Source organism: Pseudomonas sp. RSB 5.4 (assembly GCF_037126175.1).
Lineage (GTDB): Bacteria > Pseudomonadota > Gammaproteobacteria > Pseudomonadales > Pseudomonadaceae > Aquipseudomonas > Aquipseudomonas fluorescens_H.
Window position 1 is genome coordinate 5,340,779 of the sequence record NZ_CP146986.1, and the last position, 16,906, is coordinate 5,357,684.

Annotated in this window: 13 protein-coding genes; 7 read left to right on the forward strand and 6 right to left on the reverse strand. The window is 61.8% G+C overall.

The genetic code is table 11. The features are described 5' to 3' along the window. Positions 1–167: 167 nt before the first annotated feature. The 4 genes from V9L13_RS24055 (at position 168) to V9L13_RS24070 (ending at position 3,676) form a co-directional block, all read left to right on the forward strand. Positions 168–374, forward strand: a complete 207-nt coding sequence (locus V9L13_RS24055; RefSeq protein ID WP_045122703.1) for a Flp family type IVb pilin — start codon at positions 168–170, stop codon at positions 372–374. A 30-nt stretch (positions 375–404) separates the two neighbouring features. Continuing rightward, positions 405–611 (forward strand): Flp family type IVb pilin, encoded by a 207-nt coding sequence (locus tag V9L13_RS24060; protein ID WP_003221332.1) that lies wholly within the window; start codon positions 405–407, stop codon positions 609–611. 71 nt (positions 612–682) lie between these two features. After that, entirely contained in the window at positions 683–1,090 is a 408-nt protein-coding gene (locus V9L13_RS24065) for a response regulator (protein ID WP_262143623.1), read from the forward strand. Between the two features lie 186 nt (positions 1,091–1,276). Then, the gene (locus tag V9L13_RS24070; RefSeq protein ID WP_338800712.1) at positions 1,277–3,676 is read left to right on the forward strand and encodes an autotransporter domain-containing protein; all 2,400 of its coding nucleotides are present in this window, start codon (positions 1,277–1,279) and stop codon (positions 3,674–3,676) included. A 169-nt stretch (positions 3,677–3,845) separates the two neighbouring features. Here the strand turns inward: V9L13_RS24070 and V9L13_RS24075 are convergent, their stop codons facing one another. The 4 genes from V9L13_RS24075 to V9L13_RS24090 form a co-directional block, all read right to left on the reverse strand. Next, the gene (locus V9L13_RS24075) at positions 3,846–5,516 is read right to left on the reverse strand and encodes a POTRA domain-containing protein (protein ID WP_338800713.1); all 1,671 of its coding nucleotides are present in this window, start codon (positions 5,514–5,516) and stop codon (positions 3,846–3,848) included. Positions 5,517–5,650: 134 nt separating this feature from the next. Then, positions 5,651–7,288, reverse strand: a complete 1,638-nt coding sequence (locus V9L13_RS24080) for a collagen-like triple helix repeat-containing protein (protein ID WP_338800714.1) — start codon at positions 7,286–7,288, stop codon at positions 5,651–5,653. 331 nt (positions 7,289–7,619) lie between these two features. Next, positions 7,620–8,474 carry a MaoC family dehydratase gene (locus V9L13_RS24085; protein WP_338800715.1) on the reverse strand — a complete coding sequence of 285 codons (855 nt, stop codon included), beginning with the start codon at positions 8,472–8,474 and terminating at the stop codon, positions 7,620–7,622. 2 nt (positions 8,475–8,476) lie between these two features. Beyond that, the gene (locus V9L13_RS24090) at positions 8,477–9,829 is read right to left on the reverse strand and encodes a 3-oxoacyl-ACP reductase (protein WP_338800716.1); all 1,353 of its coding nucleotides are present in this window, start codon (positions 9,827–9,829) and stop codon (positions 8,477–8,479) included. 328 nt (positions 9,830–10,157) lie between these two features. On the opposite strand from V9L13_RS24090, the gene V9L13_RS24095 reads away from it, so the two are divergent. The 3 genes from V9L13_RS24095 to V9L13_RS24105 all read left to right on the forward strand — a co-directional run bounded on the left by V9L13_RS24095 (position 10,158) and on the right by V9L13_RS24105 (position 14,083). Continuing rightward, a complete protein-coding gene (locus V9L13_RS24095) occupies positions 10,158–11,435 on the forward strand; it encodes an acetyl-CoA C-acetyltransferase (RefSeq protein ID WP_045122277.1) in 1,278 nt (425 codons plus the stop codon). A 323-nt stretch (positions 11,436–11,758) separates the two neighbouring features. After that, a complete protein-coding gene (locus V9L13_RS24100) occupies positions 11,759–12,655 on the forward strand; it encodes a PA4780 family RIO1-like protein kinase (RefSeq protein ID WP_108591239.1) in 897 nt (298 codons plus the stop codon). Between the two features lie 183 nt (positions 12,656–12,838). Next, positions 12,839–14,083 carry an MFS transporter gene (locus V9L13_RS24105; RefSeq protein ID WP_338800717.1) on the forward strand — a complete coding sequence of 415 codons (1,245 nt, stop codon included), beginning with the start codon at positions 12,839–12,841 and terminating at the stop codon, positions 14,081–14,083. Here the strand turns inward: V9L13_RS24105 and cueR are convergent. Next, a complete protein-coding gene (gene cueR, locus V9L13_RS24110) occupies positions 14,037–14,450 on the reverse strand; it encodes a Cu(I)-responsive transcriptional regulator (protein ID WP_007962968.1) in 414 nt (137 codons plus the stop codon). The genes V9L13_RS24105 and cueR overlap by 47 nt on opposite strands. Further along, positions 14,447–16,840 (reverse strand): heavy metal translocating P-type ATPase, encoded by a 2,394-nt coding sequence (locus V9L13_RS24115; protein ID WP_338800718.1) that lies wholly within the window; start codon positions 16,838–16,840, stop codon positions 14,447–14,449. The genes cueR and V9L13_RS24115 overlap by 4 nt, the downstream gene beginning before the upstream one ends. Positions 16,841–16,906: the final 66 nt, after the last annotated feature.

Below are 16,906 nucleotides of genomic sequence, written 5' to 3' on the forward strand. Positions count from 1 at the left end.
AACAGTTGAACTAAGCGTCACGACCAACTGATTAATTCTTTGTGATTAATCCGTTCTTACAGTTGTTGACCGGGGGTTTGTTGACAATGCTCAGATAGCACGGTGGAGGCTTTGCCGCTGTAGCGTTAGCGGCGCCAGAGGCGCAAAGGAGTGGACGTATGTTTCAGATGATCATCGACTATATGGTGGCCAGGACCCGGCTGTTCGTGAAGAACGAAGAAGCGGCGTCGGCAATTGAGTACGCGATAGTGGTGGCCATGGTTGCCGTTGTCGTCGTGGCGTTTGTGACACCACTGGGCAACCGCGTCCTGCAGTACTTCAACGATATTCTGGTCGGACTGGGTGGCACCGCGCAAACCCGTGCAACACCATAGTCGCGCTGCCAATCCCTGAGGAGAACGGTGATGTTCTTTGAGTACTTGAAGATGCGTGCCCGGGGCTTTTTCTCCAGTACCGAAGCTGCCTCGGCTATCGAGTATGCAATCGTGGTCGCGATGGTAGCGGTCGTGGTGGTGGTCTTTGTCACGCCCGTCGGTGCCAGAGTGCTGATCATGTTCAATAATCTGCTGGTGGCACTGGGTGGTACGGCGGTAACGGCACCCACGCCCTGAGCGGGATAAAACTCGCACTTGGCGACTGTCGCACTACACTCTGTTCCACCCTCGGTTTTCAGGTATTGCCCATGACTGCTTCCTCGATCCCGCGCCAACAGTTGCTTCTGGTTGACGATGAAGAGGACGCGTTGCTCGAGTTGGCGGAGTTGCTGGAGGGCGAGGGGTTTGTCTGCCATACCGCGACATCGGTGAAGCTTGCGTTGCACCATCTGACCCGGCATCCCGATATTGCCTTGGTGATTACGGATCTGCGTATGCCGGAGGAGTCCGGCATGTCGCTGATCAAGCGTTTGCGCGAGCACACGTCGCGTCAGCATTTGCCGGTCATCGTGACGTCCGGGCATGCGGATATGGAAGATGTCAGCGACATGCTGCGCTTGCAGGTGCTGGATCTGTTTCGCAAGCCGATCTATCACGTCAGGTTGCTTGAGACGCTGAACAATCTGTTTCCCATTCCCAAGGTAAATGTCGGCTGACGCGTCTTGCGCCTTTCACCAGCTCTTTGATTATTGGCGCCAATCCTATGACATTTTGATGGTGTCTAAATGATGGCTCCTGTAAATTCCCCCACGCCTCGCCGGTTCTCTCTGGCTGGCCGGTAGGGATGCCATCATGAATGTGTGAACCCTGCTGAACTGTTTTGTTCTGGAAGGGATTCTCACTTGAATATCGCTTGCCTGCGCCGCTCCCTGCTGGCGCTCTCCATCACCGCCGCCACGTTGCACGCCTCCCTCGCAGCCGCGGCCGGCGCCAACCTCAATTACGATTTGAGCGGCGGATCGCTGAACAGCAATCTGCAGAACCTGGGGCTTGTCGACTTGAGCGGCAACGGGACGATCGCTCCCGGCTCACCGGCGACGCTGACCTACGGCGCGCAGTTTGCGGGGCTGAATGCAGACCAGTTGCGTAACAACGGCAACATCCGGATTGACGGTGCCAAATTCGGCGTGGGCATCAGCCTGAACTCTGCCGGTACGGTGGCGAGCCATATCACCGGCGCACTGATCAACAACGGCTCCATTGCGATTCACGGGTTGCCTGACGCTGGCACCTCCAGCGGTATTTCCGATCTCGGCAGCACGCTGGGCGATTCGTTGCTCAACAGTGGCAGCATCGACGTCAGCGGCCAGACCGCCAGTGGCCTGTTGCTGGTGCATACCAGCATGACCGGGCTCAGCAACCGAGGCACCATCAACGCAAGCGGTACCGATGCATTGGGCGTTTTGCTCGACGGCGCGACGCTGAGCCTGTCGGTCAACAACACGGGGACAATCCGTGCAACCGGTGCCAATGCCGAGGCATTGGTATTCGAGGGGGTCAAGTTCAGCGGTCCAGTAGGTGCCAACGCCACCGCACTATGGAACGGCGGAACCATCTCCGGCGAGGATATCGGTGTGCATGTCAGCGACCAGGCCAGTGGCGCCCTGCCTTTCGGCATCTATCAAATGAACGGGTTGATCGAGGGGGGCAAGGCGGCGATCCAGGTCGATGACGGCACGAGCTACTTCTATTTCTATGGCGGCGCGGTGAAGGGTGACCTGCTCGGCCTGTCTGGAGTACTGGTCGACGGTGATGCGACTTTCGACGGTTCGACCATCCGCTCCGGCTACGTCACTATCGAAGAGGGCACGCTGACCCTGATGAAGCCGCACACCACCTTCATCGGCGACTTCGATATGGAAGAGTCGAACTCGGTGCTGGAGATGTACCTGGGCAATGACACCAACCCGGCGCTGCCTGTGCTGAAAGTCACCGGCACCACCGATATCGCCCCGGGCGCGCAACTGCGTCTGCTGGCACGTTCCAGTGATTTTCGCGTGAGCCCCGGCGGTACGCGCTACACCCTGATCAGCTCGGGGAATCTGGTCGGTGGCAGCAACCTGACTGTGACCTCGACCTCCGCGCTGCTCGATGTGAAGAGCTTCGGTGTGGTCGGCAATGACATCACCAGTGTGGTGACGACCAAGTCGAGCGAGGTGCTGGCCGAGAACACCCTGGCCGTTGGCGGCAGTGATAACGCGGCGACGGCGGTCGGGCATGTGCCAGGACTGCTGGCACGCCTCGATGAACAGGATCCGGTGTTCCAGGCATTCGCCAACGCCGGCACCGATGCCGAACTGGCGCGCCTGAGTGAAACCCTCAGCCCGGATGTCAGCCGCGGAGTACTTCACGCGGCCACCAACAGCCAGACGCTGGTCTCGGGCGTGATCAGTGATCGCTCCAGTCGCGCGCGCTCAGCCACCGGAACCCCGGAAAAAGGCGTGTGGCTGCAAGCCCTGAGCAGCGATGCCAATCAGGACGAGCGTCGCGGTGTCGCCGGTTATGACGCCGACAGCCACGGGATCGCGGTCGGTGCCGATGGTCAGTTGAATGCCGATACCACGCTGGGTCTGGCCTACAGCTACCTCGATACCGATGTGAAATCCGATCTGGGCAACAAGACCAAAGTCACTGGTCATGCGCTGACGTTGTACAGCAACTGGGTGCATGACAACTGGTTCGTCGACTCGTCGCTGATGTACGGCTGGAACGACAACGAATCCAAACGTTATATCGCTGGCACTCAGGCTAAGGCTGATTACGACAGTGACGTATTTGGCATGAGCGCATTGGCCGGTTACAGCCTGCGGCTGATGCCTGATGTGGTGCTGGAACCCCAGGTCGGCGCACGCTATGCCAATGTGGGCATGGATGCCTATCGCGAGAAGGGCAGCTCGGCGTCGCTGAATGTCGGCAGCCAGCGTTATGAAGTCGGTGAGATGGGCGTCGGTGCACGTCTGGCGGCGGCATTCGATGTCGGCAGCGGCAGCCTGGAACCGGAAGCGAAGCTGATGGCCTGGCATGACTTCATCGGTGACAAGGTCAGCACCACATCTGCCTTCGTGCTGGGGGGCGAGTCGTCCGTCAGCCGCGGTACCACTCCGGTGCGTGACAGCTATGAACTGGGCCTGGGCGCCAACTACCGGATGGGCGCGTGGAGCGTCGGCGGCTCTTACAACTATCTGACTTCGAGCGGTTTCGACTCCGACAGCTTTACTGCGAAGGTGCGTTACGCGTTCTGATCCACTTCGCGTAAAACCTGTGGGAGTGAGCCTGCTCGCGAAGGCGTAGTGTCAGTCGGCAAAAATGCTGGCTGATCCACCGCTTTCGCAAGCAAGCCCGCTCCCACAGGAATGTGCGCTGCAATGTGAGAGCAAGCGGTCTGTCCGCTCAGTTGATTGATCTGACTTCCTACAGCTGATAGCTGAAGCTGATGCTGTACCTCATCCGGCGGTTGTAGGTGTCCAGTGCTTCATCGGCCATCGGCTTGGCCGCTTCCAGCGCAATGTTGTAGTACTTGGCATCGCCAAAGCGCAGCCCGACCGCCGCCGATGACAGGTCGTTGCTCTGCACCGCCAGTTTGTTGAACCAGGTTTTCGAACGGTCCAGCACCACGTACGGCTGCAGGATGCGCACCCAGGTGCCGTCACGGTTGAAGCTGTAGTTAACCTCGTAAGCCGCCCCCCAGCCCTTGTCCCCCGACGCCTGATCGTCCGGATAGCCACGGCCGAAATTCTGCCCGCCGAACACCGCACGCTCACTGTCGGGCAGCGTGTCATCGCTCCAGTACAGCGCCGCCGACAGCACGCCCTGCCAGTTGTCGAAGAACTTGTCGCTCTGTACGCCGGACAGGCGCATGCGGAAAAAGTTGATATCCAGATCCGGGTTATTGGTGTGCGCGCCCATGCCGTCGATGCCCTGGTACAGGCCCGCGCTGAGAATCCGCAGTTGCCGGGCGTCTGACTTGCGCCAGTCACCTTCGATGGCGACGGCGCGGATGTCGGTGCGCTCTTCGACACTCAAGGGGTAGCCGACGACGTTATAGCGGGTGGTGTCGTCGACCGCATAAAGCCTTGCGCCGGCGCTGAGCAACTCGTTGGGCGAAGCGATGATCGGGTGACTGAAACCGATGGAGTAGCGATCGTCTTCCTGATGCGGTTTGAGTTCCAGACCGTTATCCAGTTGCACGTTGGTGCCCGGGTCGGCGCGGTAGCGCGAAGCGAACAGGCTCAGTTGTGTGCCCTCTGCATTGAGGAACTGGTTGTAGTCCAGGCGATAGTAATGCTCTGCGTCGTGCCCCGGCGGAAACAGGCCGCTGAGGGTCAGCTGTTCGCCCATGGCCGTTTGCGAGTTGCTGCTCACGCCGAGCAATGCCTGAGTGCCGTTACGATTGTCTTCGGTGGTGCTCAGGGTGCTGGTGAACGGTTTGCGACTGGCCTGGGCGACCAGGGTCGTGGCACCGTCGGTGGTGCCGGGCGGAGGCACCTGGGCCTGTACCGTCACTCCGGGAATGCGGGTCATCAGTGTGGTATAGCGCTCGAAGGTCTTGCGGGTCAGCGGCCGTTCGGCCTGGATCTTCGCCGCCAGTTTATCGAGCAGGCCTTTGACCCGGCCGACGTCGCCCTGCATCTGGATATCCCTGACGTAGCCTTCCACCAACACCACCCGCGCTACCCCGTCGTCGAACTTTTGTTGAGGCAAGAACGCGTAGGACAGCAGATAACCGTCCTGTTGGTAGCGGCGGGTGATGTTGCGGGTGGCTTCGATCAGGTCGGCAAGGCTGGTCTGGTGACCGATCAGGGGTTTGTAGATCTCGGCCAGTTCGCCGAGCGGATAGATCGTCCCGCCTTCAATCTGCACCGTCTTCAGGGTGATTCTGGTTTCCATCATCAGCGGCTGGGCACTGGCCGCGCCGGGTTCCGGCACTTGCACCGGGGTGGTGGCCGGGCGATAGGCATCGGCCGGCAGATTCGGCACGGGCAGATTGCGAATGGTTTCGTTGCTGTTGAGAAAGCTGGGCAGGGTGTCGGCGAAAGCGGCGGAACTGAGACTGAGGAACAGCAGGGATGCCATTACGCGCATAGGACACTCCGTGGTCAGGTCGCAGCACAGGGCTGTTTTTTTCCTAAGAAAAAAGCGGAAGATTCGTGGGAATCTTCCGCCCTCAACCAAGCGTAGGCGCTGTAGGTGAGGCCGTCGAATCGGCCAGGTGCAATTTAGCGTTTGTTGCCTCCAAGAGCGCCGGTCAGGCCACCAAGTACGCCACCCAGGCCACCGGTGGTACCGGTGCCAGTTCCGCTGCCGCCGTTCACCAGGCCGCCGACCGCACCAACGGTAGCGCCGACGTTACTGACCAGGCCTCCGACTGCGGTGCCTACCGGATTATTCGTTGCGGCGATTGCACCGCCCAGACCACTGACCGCGCCACCTACCTGATTGGTCAGGCCGGCAACCGGGCTGCCGAGGCCGGTCGCGGCGCCGACTTGTTGGGTCAGGCCGGAGACTGCTGTGGTAACCGGGTTGAGTGCGGCGCCGACGTTGCTGCCCAGTGCTGCCAGTGGCGCTGTGGTGCTGGTTATCGGTGTACCGGAACCACCCAGAACGGTATTGAGCGAGGCGATTACGTTGCCCGCCGATGCGCCGGCCACGCCGCCTGCGCTCACCAGACCATTGTTGTTGCCTGCGTTCAAGCCTGTGCCGACGTTGACCACTGCACCGCCAACGGTTTGCAGCAGGCCGGTACCGCCGAGGCCTCCGCCAAGTCCCCCGCCAAGACCGCCACCCGTGCCTCCACCGGTGCTTGTGCCGCTGCTGACCAGGCCGCCAGCCGTGCTGACCGTGGTGCCGACGTTGCTCAGTGCGCCGCCGAGGGTGTTGGTCACGGGATTGCCATTGCCAGTGCCGGTGACCTGTGTACCCAGCCCGTTTACGGCGCCGCCGACTTGTTGCAGGACACCGTTAAGCGGTGTGCCCAGCCCGGTCGTGTCACCGATTTTGTCGGTGGTGCTTTCAACCATGGCGATCACCGGCACCAGTCCGTTGCCGACACTCTTGGTCACTGAACCGAGTGGGCCGGTCGTTGTTGCCGTGCTGAGGGTGTCACCGAGCATGGTGACTTTTTCGCCAACGCCGTTGAGTACCGGTGCGACTTTGGTGACCACGCCACCCACCACCGGAACGCTGCTGGTCGCCGTGGCCAGTTTCCCGCTCAGATCAGAGACGCCGTTGCCGACATCGGTGACCACGCCGCCAACCGAGGAAGCGGTCACACCGAGGCCATTGTCGACTGTTCCCAGCTTGCCGATGCCGTTGGTCAAGCCATTACCCAATGTGCTGACTACGTTGCCGGCGGTGTTGGCTGCGCTTTGTACGACGCCACCGACGACAGGAACCGTGCCCAGGGAGTCGCCGATCTGGCCGACGCCATCGCCGACGCCGGCGACGGTTTTGCCGACATCCTGCACTAGCGAGTTGGTCACTACCGGAGTGGTGGTCGGGGTAGTTGGGGTAGTCGGGCCAGTTGGACCCGTGGGGCCGGTGGGGCCGGTGGGGCCTGTCGGGCCAGTTGGCCCTGTAGGTCCGGTCGGCCCGACCGGACCGGTAATCACTGTCGTGCCGCCAGTTCCACCGGTGCCGCCGGTTCCGGAAGTACCGCCCGTGCCGCCAGTACCGCTCGTGCCATCTGTACCGGAGCTGCCCGAAGACCCGGACGTTCCTGCCGTACCACTGGCTGGAGACGAACTGCCGGAACTGCTGTGATGCCCGCCACCGCCACTGCTGCAACCAGCGAGGCCGAGGGAGAAGATCAATGCCAAAGCGATTGCTGATTTGGACCACGCAAATTGAGTTTTCATGATTGAGTTCCTTGCACCTGTCACAACGTTCGTTGTATTCGATGGCCCGCCGGTTCTAGCGCCGGCAATGCCTCCGTCCGTTGTGCTCATATCAATCGCTCGACTGGATCCTCGCCATTCTCAAGTTGGTATTAACGCCTTTATATACATAGCGGTGTACAGGACCTAAGGACTAATACCCAAGGTATAAACGGGCAAAAAAAAGCCTTGAGAATCAAGGCTTGGTGCGTTGCCGGAAGAGGGCTCGTGCGGGTGAAAACTTAAGTGATATATACACAATTTACAGGCTTGGCCGGCCTTGAAGAGGGAGACAAAGCCCCCTCTTCAGCGATCAGGCAATCGGCTGCCACTGACCGACCATGTGCTCCAGGTCGCCTGCACCGATCAAACACAGTTCACCGCTGGAGCCTGCTGCACTCGCCAGCAAAGTCACCTCACTGGGTAAACGCACCGGTTTGTGAAAAAACACGCTGACCTCAAGGTTGGCCTTGGGCAGGTGATCACTCAGCGCTGCGAGCGTACGGGCCTTGTTCCACAAACCGTGAGCGATGGCTGTGGGGAAGCCGAAGAGCTTGGCACTGGCGGCGCTCAGGTGAATCGGGTTGTAGTCGCCCGAGACTTTGGCGTATTGCCGACCGATATCGGCCGGTGCTTTCCACTGCGCAACCTGCGTCAGGATCTGCGTGGGTTCCCAACGTTGCTCGACGGGTTCGCCGTCGAGTTTCACGCCGCGACAGAGCATCTGGCTTTCCGCTTCCCACAGCGGCCCGAGTTGATCATCGAGAGTGGTCAGCACATCGAAGGTCGCGCCTTTGGGATGCGGTTGCAGATTGTGCACCCGTACACTGACTTGCGCGCGACTGATCCCGCCCATCGGCCGCAACACGCGAATGCGGTTGCTCAGGTGAATCAGCCCCAGCAGCGGGAATGGAAACTCCTTCGCCGTGAGCAATTGCATCTGCAGGGCGAACGCGAGGATGTGTGGATAAGTCGGCGGCAGCAGTCCGTCATCGGTAAATCCACAGACCTTGCGATAGTCCGCCAGCCGCTTGCCGTCGATGTCGATCCAACAGCGCAAACCGCTGTCGGGCAGGGTGGTGCCGGTGATCTTGCGTCGTGTAGCGGCCCGCGCATACAGGCCGGGCAGACTCGGTTCGCGATCCAGCGTGTGCCATTCGATGCTCATGCCTAGGCCCCCAGAACACTTTGTCCACAGACCCGCAGCGCCTGCCCGGTGAACGCGCCGGTGCCCGGTTGTGCCAGCCACGCGACGGCTTCGGCGACGTCCTGCGGCAAACCGCCCTGGCCCAGCGAACTCATGCGCCGCCCGGCTTCGCGCAAGGCGAACGGAATGTGCGCGGTCATCTGGGTTTCGATGAAGCCCGGGGCCACGGCGTTGATGCTGATGCCGCGTTCGTGCAGCGTTGGCGCCCAGGCCTGCGCCAGACCGATGAGGCCGGCCTTGCTCGCGGCGTAGTTGGTCTGTCCGCGATTGCCGGCGATGCCGCTGATCGAGGCCAGCAGAATCACCCGCGCATTGTCGTGCAGGGTGCCGCTGTCGAGCAGGGCCTTGGTCAGCACTTGCGGGGCGTTGAGGTTGACCGCGAGCACCGCGTCCCAGAATTCCGGGGTCATGTTGGCCAGGGTCTTGTCGCGAGTGATCCCGGCGTTGTGCACCAGAATGTCGAGGCCGTCCGGCAGTTGTTCGATCAGTTGCGCGGCGGCATCTTCGGCGCAGATATCAAGGGTGATCGCCCGGCCGCCAAGACGTGCGGCGAGGGCTTCCAGATCAGTCTTGGCCGGGGGGACGTCGAGCAGAATCACCTCGGCACCGTCGCGGGCGAGGGTTTCGGCGATTGATGCGCCGATCCCGCGTGCCGCGCCGGTGACCAGCGCCTTGCGTCCGGCCAATGGCCGGGTCCAATCGGTGACCGGCGTGGCGCATGGGCTCAGGCGAATCACCTGCCCGGAGACAAAGGCACTTTTCGGCGAGAGGAAAAACCGCAGCGGGCCTTCCAGTTGATCTTCGGCACCCTCACCGACATAGATCAGTTGCAGCGTGCCGCCGCTGCGCAGCTCCTTGGCCAGCGAGCGTGAAAAACCTTCGAGCGCCCGCTGTGCACTGGACGCAAAGGGCTCGCGCAGGGTTTCCGGGGCGCGACCGAGAATCACCAGATGTGCGCTGCTGTCGAAATTTTTCATCAGTGGCTGGAAGAACTCGCGCAGCTGTTTGAGCTGGTCGGTGTGCTGCAGATCGCTGGCGTCGAACACCACGGCCTTGAGTTTCGGCCCGTGCCCGGGAATCCACGCGGTGGCCAGCGATGGTTCGGTGCCGTAGCTGTAGATCGCATCGGTCAGGCGGTTGGCAAACGCATTGACCCGCTCGGCCAGCGGCCCACCGCCGATCAGCAGCGCACCGTCCACCGGCCGCAGGCGTCCGGCCTGCCAGCGTTCCAGCCGCACCGGCGACGGCAGGCCCAAAGCCCCGACCAGACGGTGGCCGATGGATGAGTTGGCGAAGTCGATATAGCGGTCAGACATGGAACGCTCTCCAAATGTTGGGGTTCAAAGTGTGGACTACCAACGGCAATCAATCGTTCGATCCACACAATAAGGCCTACGCTAGAACAGCAGAGTAGTTGGCCGCTGATGGTTGTGTGGCCAAACACAAATTCAGAAACAACGTTGAACCCGGTAGCCGTGACCTGTGGCGAGGGGATTCATCCCCGATCGGCTGCGAAGCAGTCGCAATGTATCGCGATTGCAATGTGTGGGGCCGCTGTGCGACCCATCGGGGATGAATCCCCTCGCCACAGGTCACTCCTACAAGGATTCAGGTGAATTCGACCATTTGGAAAAGGAGCTTTTCATGAGTCAGCTGCGCCGCGTCGCCATCATCGGTGGTAACCGTATCCCTTTCGCCCGTTCCAACGGGCCGTACGCCACTGCCAGCAATCAGGTGATGCTCACTGCTGCCCTGGAAGGCCTGATCGAACGCTATAACCTGCACGGCCTGCGGATTGGCGAAGTGGTGGCGGGCGCGGTGCTTAAATTGTCACGGGATATGAATCTGACCCGCGAATGCGTGCTCGGCTCGCGGCTGTCACCGGCCACTCCGGCCTATGACATCCAGCAAGCCTGCGGCACCGGGCTGGAAGCTGCGCTGCTGGTGGCCAACAAAATCGCCCTCGGCCAGATCGATTGCGGCATTGCCGGTGGCGTCGACACCACCTCGGACGCGCCGATCAGCGTCAGCGAAGGCCTGCGCAAAATCCTCCTGCAGGCCAACCGCGCCAAGACCACCGGCGACAAGCTGAAAACCTTTCTGCAACTGCGACCACGGCACCTGATCCCGGAGTTTCCGCGTAATGGCGAGCCACGCACCGGCCTGTCGATGGGCCAGCACTGCGAACTGATGGCGCAGACCTGGAACATTCCCCGTGAAGAACAGGATCAACTGGCCCTCGAAAGCCATCACAAACTCGCCGCGTCCTACAGCGAAGGCTGGCACAACGATCTGATGACGCCGTTTCTCGGCCTGACCCGCGACAACAACCTACGCCCGGACCTGACCCTGGAAAAACTCGCCACGCTCAAACCCGCTTTCGAAAAAAGCGCCAAGGGCACGCTGACGGCAGGCAACTCCACGCCACTCACCGACGGCGCCTCAGTGGTGCTGCTGGGCAGCGAGGAATGGGCGAAAGAACGTGGTTTGCCGATCCTCGCGTATCTGCGCGATGGCGAAGCGGCGGCGGTGGATTTCGTCAACGGCGCCGAAGGTCTGTTGATGGCGCCGGTGTATGCAGTGCCGCGCTTGCTGGCGCGTAATGGGTTGACCCTGCAAGACTTCGATTACTACGAAATTCACGAAGCGTTCGCCGCGCAGGTGCTGTGTACGCTCAAGGCCTGGGAAGACCCCGAATATTGCAAGACGCGCCTGGGGCTGGACGCACCGCTGGGGTCGATCGACCGCAGTCGGTTGAATGTGAAAGGCAGCTCGCTGGCAGCGGGGCATCCGTTTGCCGCGACCGGTGGGCGAATTGTCGCGAACCTGGCGAAATTGCTGGATGCGGCAGGCAAGGGCAGGGGGCTGGTCTCGATCTGTGCTGCTGGCGGCCAAGGTGTCACCGCAATTATCGAACGTTGAGCGCAATCCCCCTGTGGGAGCGGGCTTGCTCGCGAAGGGGTCGTGTCAGGCGCCGTCATTGTGTCTGACAGACCGCTTTCGCGAGCAAGCCCGCTCCCACAGGGGAAATGCATGCCAATGTCAGATTCTGTCGCAAATGCCCTCGACGCCGATTACCAACATTTCAAACCGGCTCAGCTATGATCGGCAAAGCTCGATTATTTCGGCACAGTGTGTGCATCCATAGGGTTCACAGGTCGGCACCCCCTCCCCGTAGCGCGAGGATTGCCGTATAACGAGTGACATTCGCGTGTTTGGTAATAAAGGACCCACAATAAAAGCTGATGAAGACTCCAAAACGCATTGAACCCCTGATCGAAGACGGTCTGGTCGACGAAGTGCTGCGCCCACTCATGAGTGGTAAAGAAGCAGCTGTTTATGTGGTGCGCTGCGGTAACCAGTTACGTTGCGCGAAGGTCTACAAGGAGGCGAACAAACGCAGTTTCCGCCAGGCAGCCGAGTATCAGGAAGGTCGCAAGGTGCGTAACAGCCGGCAGGCCCGGGCGATGGCCAAGGGCTCGAAATTCGGTCGCAAAGAGACCGAAGACGCCTGGCAGAACGCCGAAGTCGCGGCGCTGTTCCGTCTGGCCGGTGCCGGTGTGCGAGTGCCCAAGCCATACGACTTTCTGGATGGCGTGCTGCTGATGGAACTGGTGGCCGACGAGTATGGCGATGCCGCGCCGCGTCTGAACGACGTGGTGCTGGAGCCGGATCAGGCCCGCGAGTATCACGCATTCCTGATCTCGCAGATCGTGCTGATGTTGTGTACCGGTCTGGTGCACGGTGACCTGTCGGAGTTCAACGTGCTGCTGACCCCGACCGGCCCGGTGATCATCGACCTGCCGCAGGCGGTGGATGCCGCTGGTAACAACCACGCGTTCAGCATGCTCGAGCGCGATGTGGGCAACATGGCGTCGTACTTCGGGCGCTTTGCCCCGGAGCTGAAGCAGACCCGCTACGCGAAGGAAATGTGGGCGTTGTACGAAGCCGGCACCTTGCACCCCAACAGCGTGCTGACCGGTGAGTTCGATGATCCGGAAGATCTGGCCGACGTTGGCGGTGTGTTGCGCGAGATCGAAGCGGCGCGTCTCGACGAAGAGCGCAAGCAGGCGATCCGTGCCGCCGACGATGCGCCCAAAGGCAAGTCCGACGAACCACCGCCGCCACCGTGGATGCAGTAAGCGCTTGAACAAAAACCCGGCTTCGGCCGGGTTTTTTGTGCCCGTATGTTCATATACCACCGTTCCTTGTGGGAGCTGGCTTGCCAGCGATAGCGGAGGTTCAGCTGAAAAATTTTATCGGATGTACCGGCCTCTTCGCTGGCAAGCCAGCTCCCACAGGGTTCGGTGGTGTCTATGGACTTTATGTGGGAATCTTGTCGCCCCTCGCACACTCAAGGATTGAATGTGAACGCCCGCCTCATCATCACCGCCCGGCTGATCTCCGACTTCGGCGCCTTCCTCAACATGGTCGCGCTGGCGACCTATGTCTACCTGCTGAGCAACAGCGCCATGAGCGTCGGGATCTTTCTCGCCAGCCGGGTTGGCGGGGGGATTTTTGCCAGTCTGATCGGTACGCGCTTCTATCGGCGCTGGAGTGGCCGGGTGCCGCTGATCGCCTTCGATCTGCTGCGCGCGGCGCTGCTTGGCCTGCTGTTGATCCTGCCGCTGAGCCAGCAGGCGTTGCTGTTGCCGGTGATCGCTTTCGGCCTGGGTTTTGGCAATTCGATGTTCGCCATCGGCCTCAACAGCCAGTTGCCGAGGCTGATCGACCCGGCGCAGCTACTGAAAACCAATGCCTGGATCACCTCGGCGTCATCCGCAGCGATGGTCGGCGGCAGTCTGGTCTCCGGCTTGCTGGTGGCGGCATTTGGTTTCGCAACGGTGTTTGCGCTCAACGCACTGACCTATGTGCTGGCGGCGCTGTTGATTGCGCCGTTGCGCTTCGCCGTTGCAGAAGTCAGCGAGCAATCAACCAGCGAACGCGGCGAATGGTCAGCTCTGAAACAAGGCCTGCGCAGCGCTCCGGTGATCGCCGCGATGCTTGCCGTGACCATGGCCGACACCTTGGGCAGTGCCGCGCACAACGTCGGATTCCCGATCATCTCCAAACTGCTGACCCCTGATTCGGCCAGCACCACGCTGGGTCTGATGCTGGCGGTATGGGCCAGCGGCAAACTGCTCGGCGCACGGATTGCCAGTCGCCTCAAAGGCACGGATAACCGTGATTTGGAGCGACGGTATTTCTTCGGCGTGGCGTTGATGTCCTGCGGTTTTATCCTGATGTTCCAGCAGCACAGCCTTTACGGTCTGCTGCTGTTTTCGCTGCCGGCGGGCCTGGGGGACGGTTTCTCCGAAGTCAGCCTGATGTCGCGTCTGCAGCGTGAACCGGAGCATTTGCGCCTGCCGATTTTCAGTTTCCTGACCTTGCTGCAAATGACCGGGTTCGGCGTCGGCATGCTGGTTGCCGCGCCGTTTTACGGCTGGTGGACGCCGGGTGCCGTGGTCATGCTGTTCCATGGCATCCCGCTCGGTACGCTGTTGACCGTAAAGCTGCTGGCGCTCAGGCGCGGGCGGGTTGCGCGCAGCAGCCCGACGCCAGTTCCTTGAGGATAGGGCAGTCGGGGCGGTGGTCGCCATTACAGTGCTCGACCAGATCCTGCAGGGTGTCGCGCAACTCGCCGAGCTCGCGGATCTTCTGGTTCAGCTCGTCGATGTGCTGACGCGCCAGGGCCTTCACATCAGCGCTGGCGCGTTGCCGGTCCTGCCACAGGGTCAGCAGCTTGCCGACTTCCTCCAGAGAAAATCCCAGATCCCGCGAGCGCTTGATGAACGCCAGCGTGTGCAGGTCATCATCGCTGTAGACCCGGTAGCCGCTGTCGGTGCGATGGGCAGCCTTGAGCAGGCCGATCGACTCGTAATAGCGGATCATCTTTGCGCTCAGGCCACTGTGCCGGGCCGCTTGGCCGATGTTCATCGGTGCTCCTCCAGATCCTTCGGTTTCCAGGTTTTCAACAGTAGCGCATTGCTCACCACGCTGACGCTCGACAATGCCATCGCCGCGCCGGCCAGCACCGGGTTGAGGAAGCCGAACGCCGCCAGCGGAATGCCGATCAGGTTGTAGACGAAGGCCCAGAACAGGTTCTGGCGGATCTTCGCGTAGGTCTTGCGGCTGATCTCCAGCGCCGCCGGCACCAGCCGTGGATCGCCGCGCATCAAGGTGATGCCGGCGGCGTGCATCGCTACGTCGGTGCCGCCACCCATGGCGATGCCAATGTCGGCCGCCGCCAGTGCCGGGGCGTCATTGATGCCGTCGCCGACCATCGCCACCACCCCGGTTTTCTTCAGTTCGGCGACGGTCGCGGCTTTGTCGGCGGGGAGCACTTCGGCGTGAACATTTTCAATGCCCAGCGCCTCGGCCACCACGCGCGCGCTGCCACGGTTGTCGCCAGTCAGCAGATGACTGTGGATCCCTCGGGCGGCCAATTGCTGTACCGCTTGCAGTGCCCCGGGCTTGAGCGTGTCACCGAAGGCGAACAACCCAAGCACCCGCGCTTCTGGGCTTTGCTCGATCAACCACGACAAGGTCCGGCCTTGGTTTTCCCAGGCCTTGGCGGACTCGGCGAGGTGGCCGGCGCTCAAGCCGCTTTCTTCCAGCAAGCGCCGATTGCCCAGCGCCAGGCGCCGACCGGCAAGCGTGCCGGCGATGCCGCGCCCGGTCAGGGATTGGCTGTCGCTGACATCCGGCACCTGCAAGCCGCGCTCGGTGGCAGCGTCCAGCACGGCTTTGGCCAGCGGGTGTTCACTGCCGCGTTGCAGGGCACCAGCCAGTGTCAGCAGGGTATTTTCATCACCATCCAGCGCACTGAAATGGGCGATGCGCGGGGTGCCGGAAGTCAGCGTGCCGGTCTTGTCGAAGACCACGTTGTCGACTTCATGGGCACGTTCCAGCGCTTCGGCGTCCTTGATCAGAATGCCGTGACGCGCAGCCACACCCGTGCCGGCCATGATCGCCGTCGGCGTGGCGAGGCCGAGGGCGCACGGGCAGGCAATCACCAGCACAGCGACCGCGTTGATCAATGCGGTTTCCATGGGCGCGCCGTACAGCCACCAGCCGATCAGTGTCGCCAAAGCGATCAGCAGCACGGTGGGCACGAACACCTGGCTGACTTTATCCACCAGTTTCTGGATCGGCGCTTTCGCCGCCTGAGCGTCCTCGACCAGACGGATGATCCGCGCCAGCACACTTTCCGCACCGAGGGCGGTGGTGCGCACCAGCAGTCGACCTTCACCGTTGATCGCACCGCCGGTGACCTTATCGCCCGGCTGTTTCGGCACTGGCAGGCTTTCGCCGCTGATCAACGCTTCGTCCGCGTGGCTCTGACCTTCGAGCACTTCGCCGTCGACCGGGAAACGTTCGCCGGGTTTGACCAGCACCTGATCATTCAGGCGCAGAGCGCTGATCGCCACGTCTTGCTCGCGACCGTCAATGACCTGAATCGCCCGTTCCGGACGCAAGGCTTCGAGGGCGCGGATGGCGCTGGCGGTCTGGCGTTTGGCGCGGCTTTCCAGGTATTTGCCGAGGAGCACCAGGGCGATCACCACCGCCGAGGCTTCGAAATACAGATGGGGCATGCGCCCGGCGGCGGAGGCCCACTCGTACAGGCTCAAGCCATAACCGGCGCTGGTGCCGAGGGCGACCAGCAAGTCCATGTTACCGGCCCCGGCGCGCACGGCTTTCCACGCGGCCACGTAAAACCGCGCACCGAAAATGAATTGCACCGGGGTGGCGAGGGCGAATTGCGCCCAGGCCGGGAGCATCCAGTGGATGCCGAACGGTTGTAGCAACATCGGCAGCACCAGCGGCAAGGCCAGGGCGATGGCGCAGATCAGTGCCCAGCGTTCATGTTGCAGGCGCTGTTGCTGGTTATCGGTAGTGGGGTGTTCGGCTTGCCAGACGCTGGCCGAGTAGCCGGCCTTGCTCACCGCGTCGAGCAGCGATTGCGGGTCGACCTGACCGAGCAATTCGAGGTGTGCGCGTTCGTTGGCGAGGTTGACGCTGACGCTCTTCACCCCGGGGACTTTGTTCAGGGCGCGTTCGACGCGACCGACGCACGAGGCGCAGGTCATGCCGTCGATGCTCAATTCCATGGTCTGCTGCGGCACGCTGTAACCGGCGCGCTGCACCGCCTCCATCAACGCCGGCAAGCTGCCACCCGGTGCCTGGACGCGAGCCTGTTCGGTGGCGAGATTGACGCTGACGCCACTGGCGCCGCTGACTTTGCGCAACGCCCGCTCGACACGCCCGGCGCAACTGGCGCAGGTCATGCCGGCAATCGGCAGATCGAAGGTGATGGAATCGGACATCGGTCTTACTCCCTGTAGAAGATGCCTACAAGGATCAACCTTGCCATGCGGGCAAGGTCAAGCGCC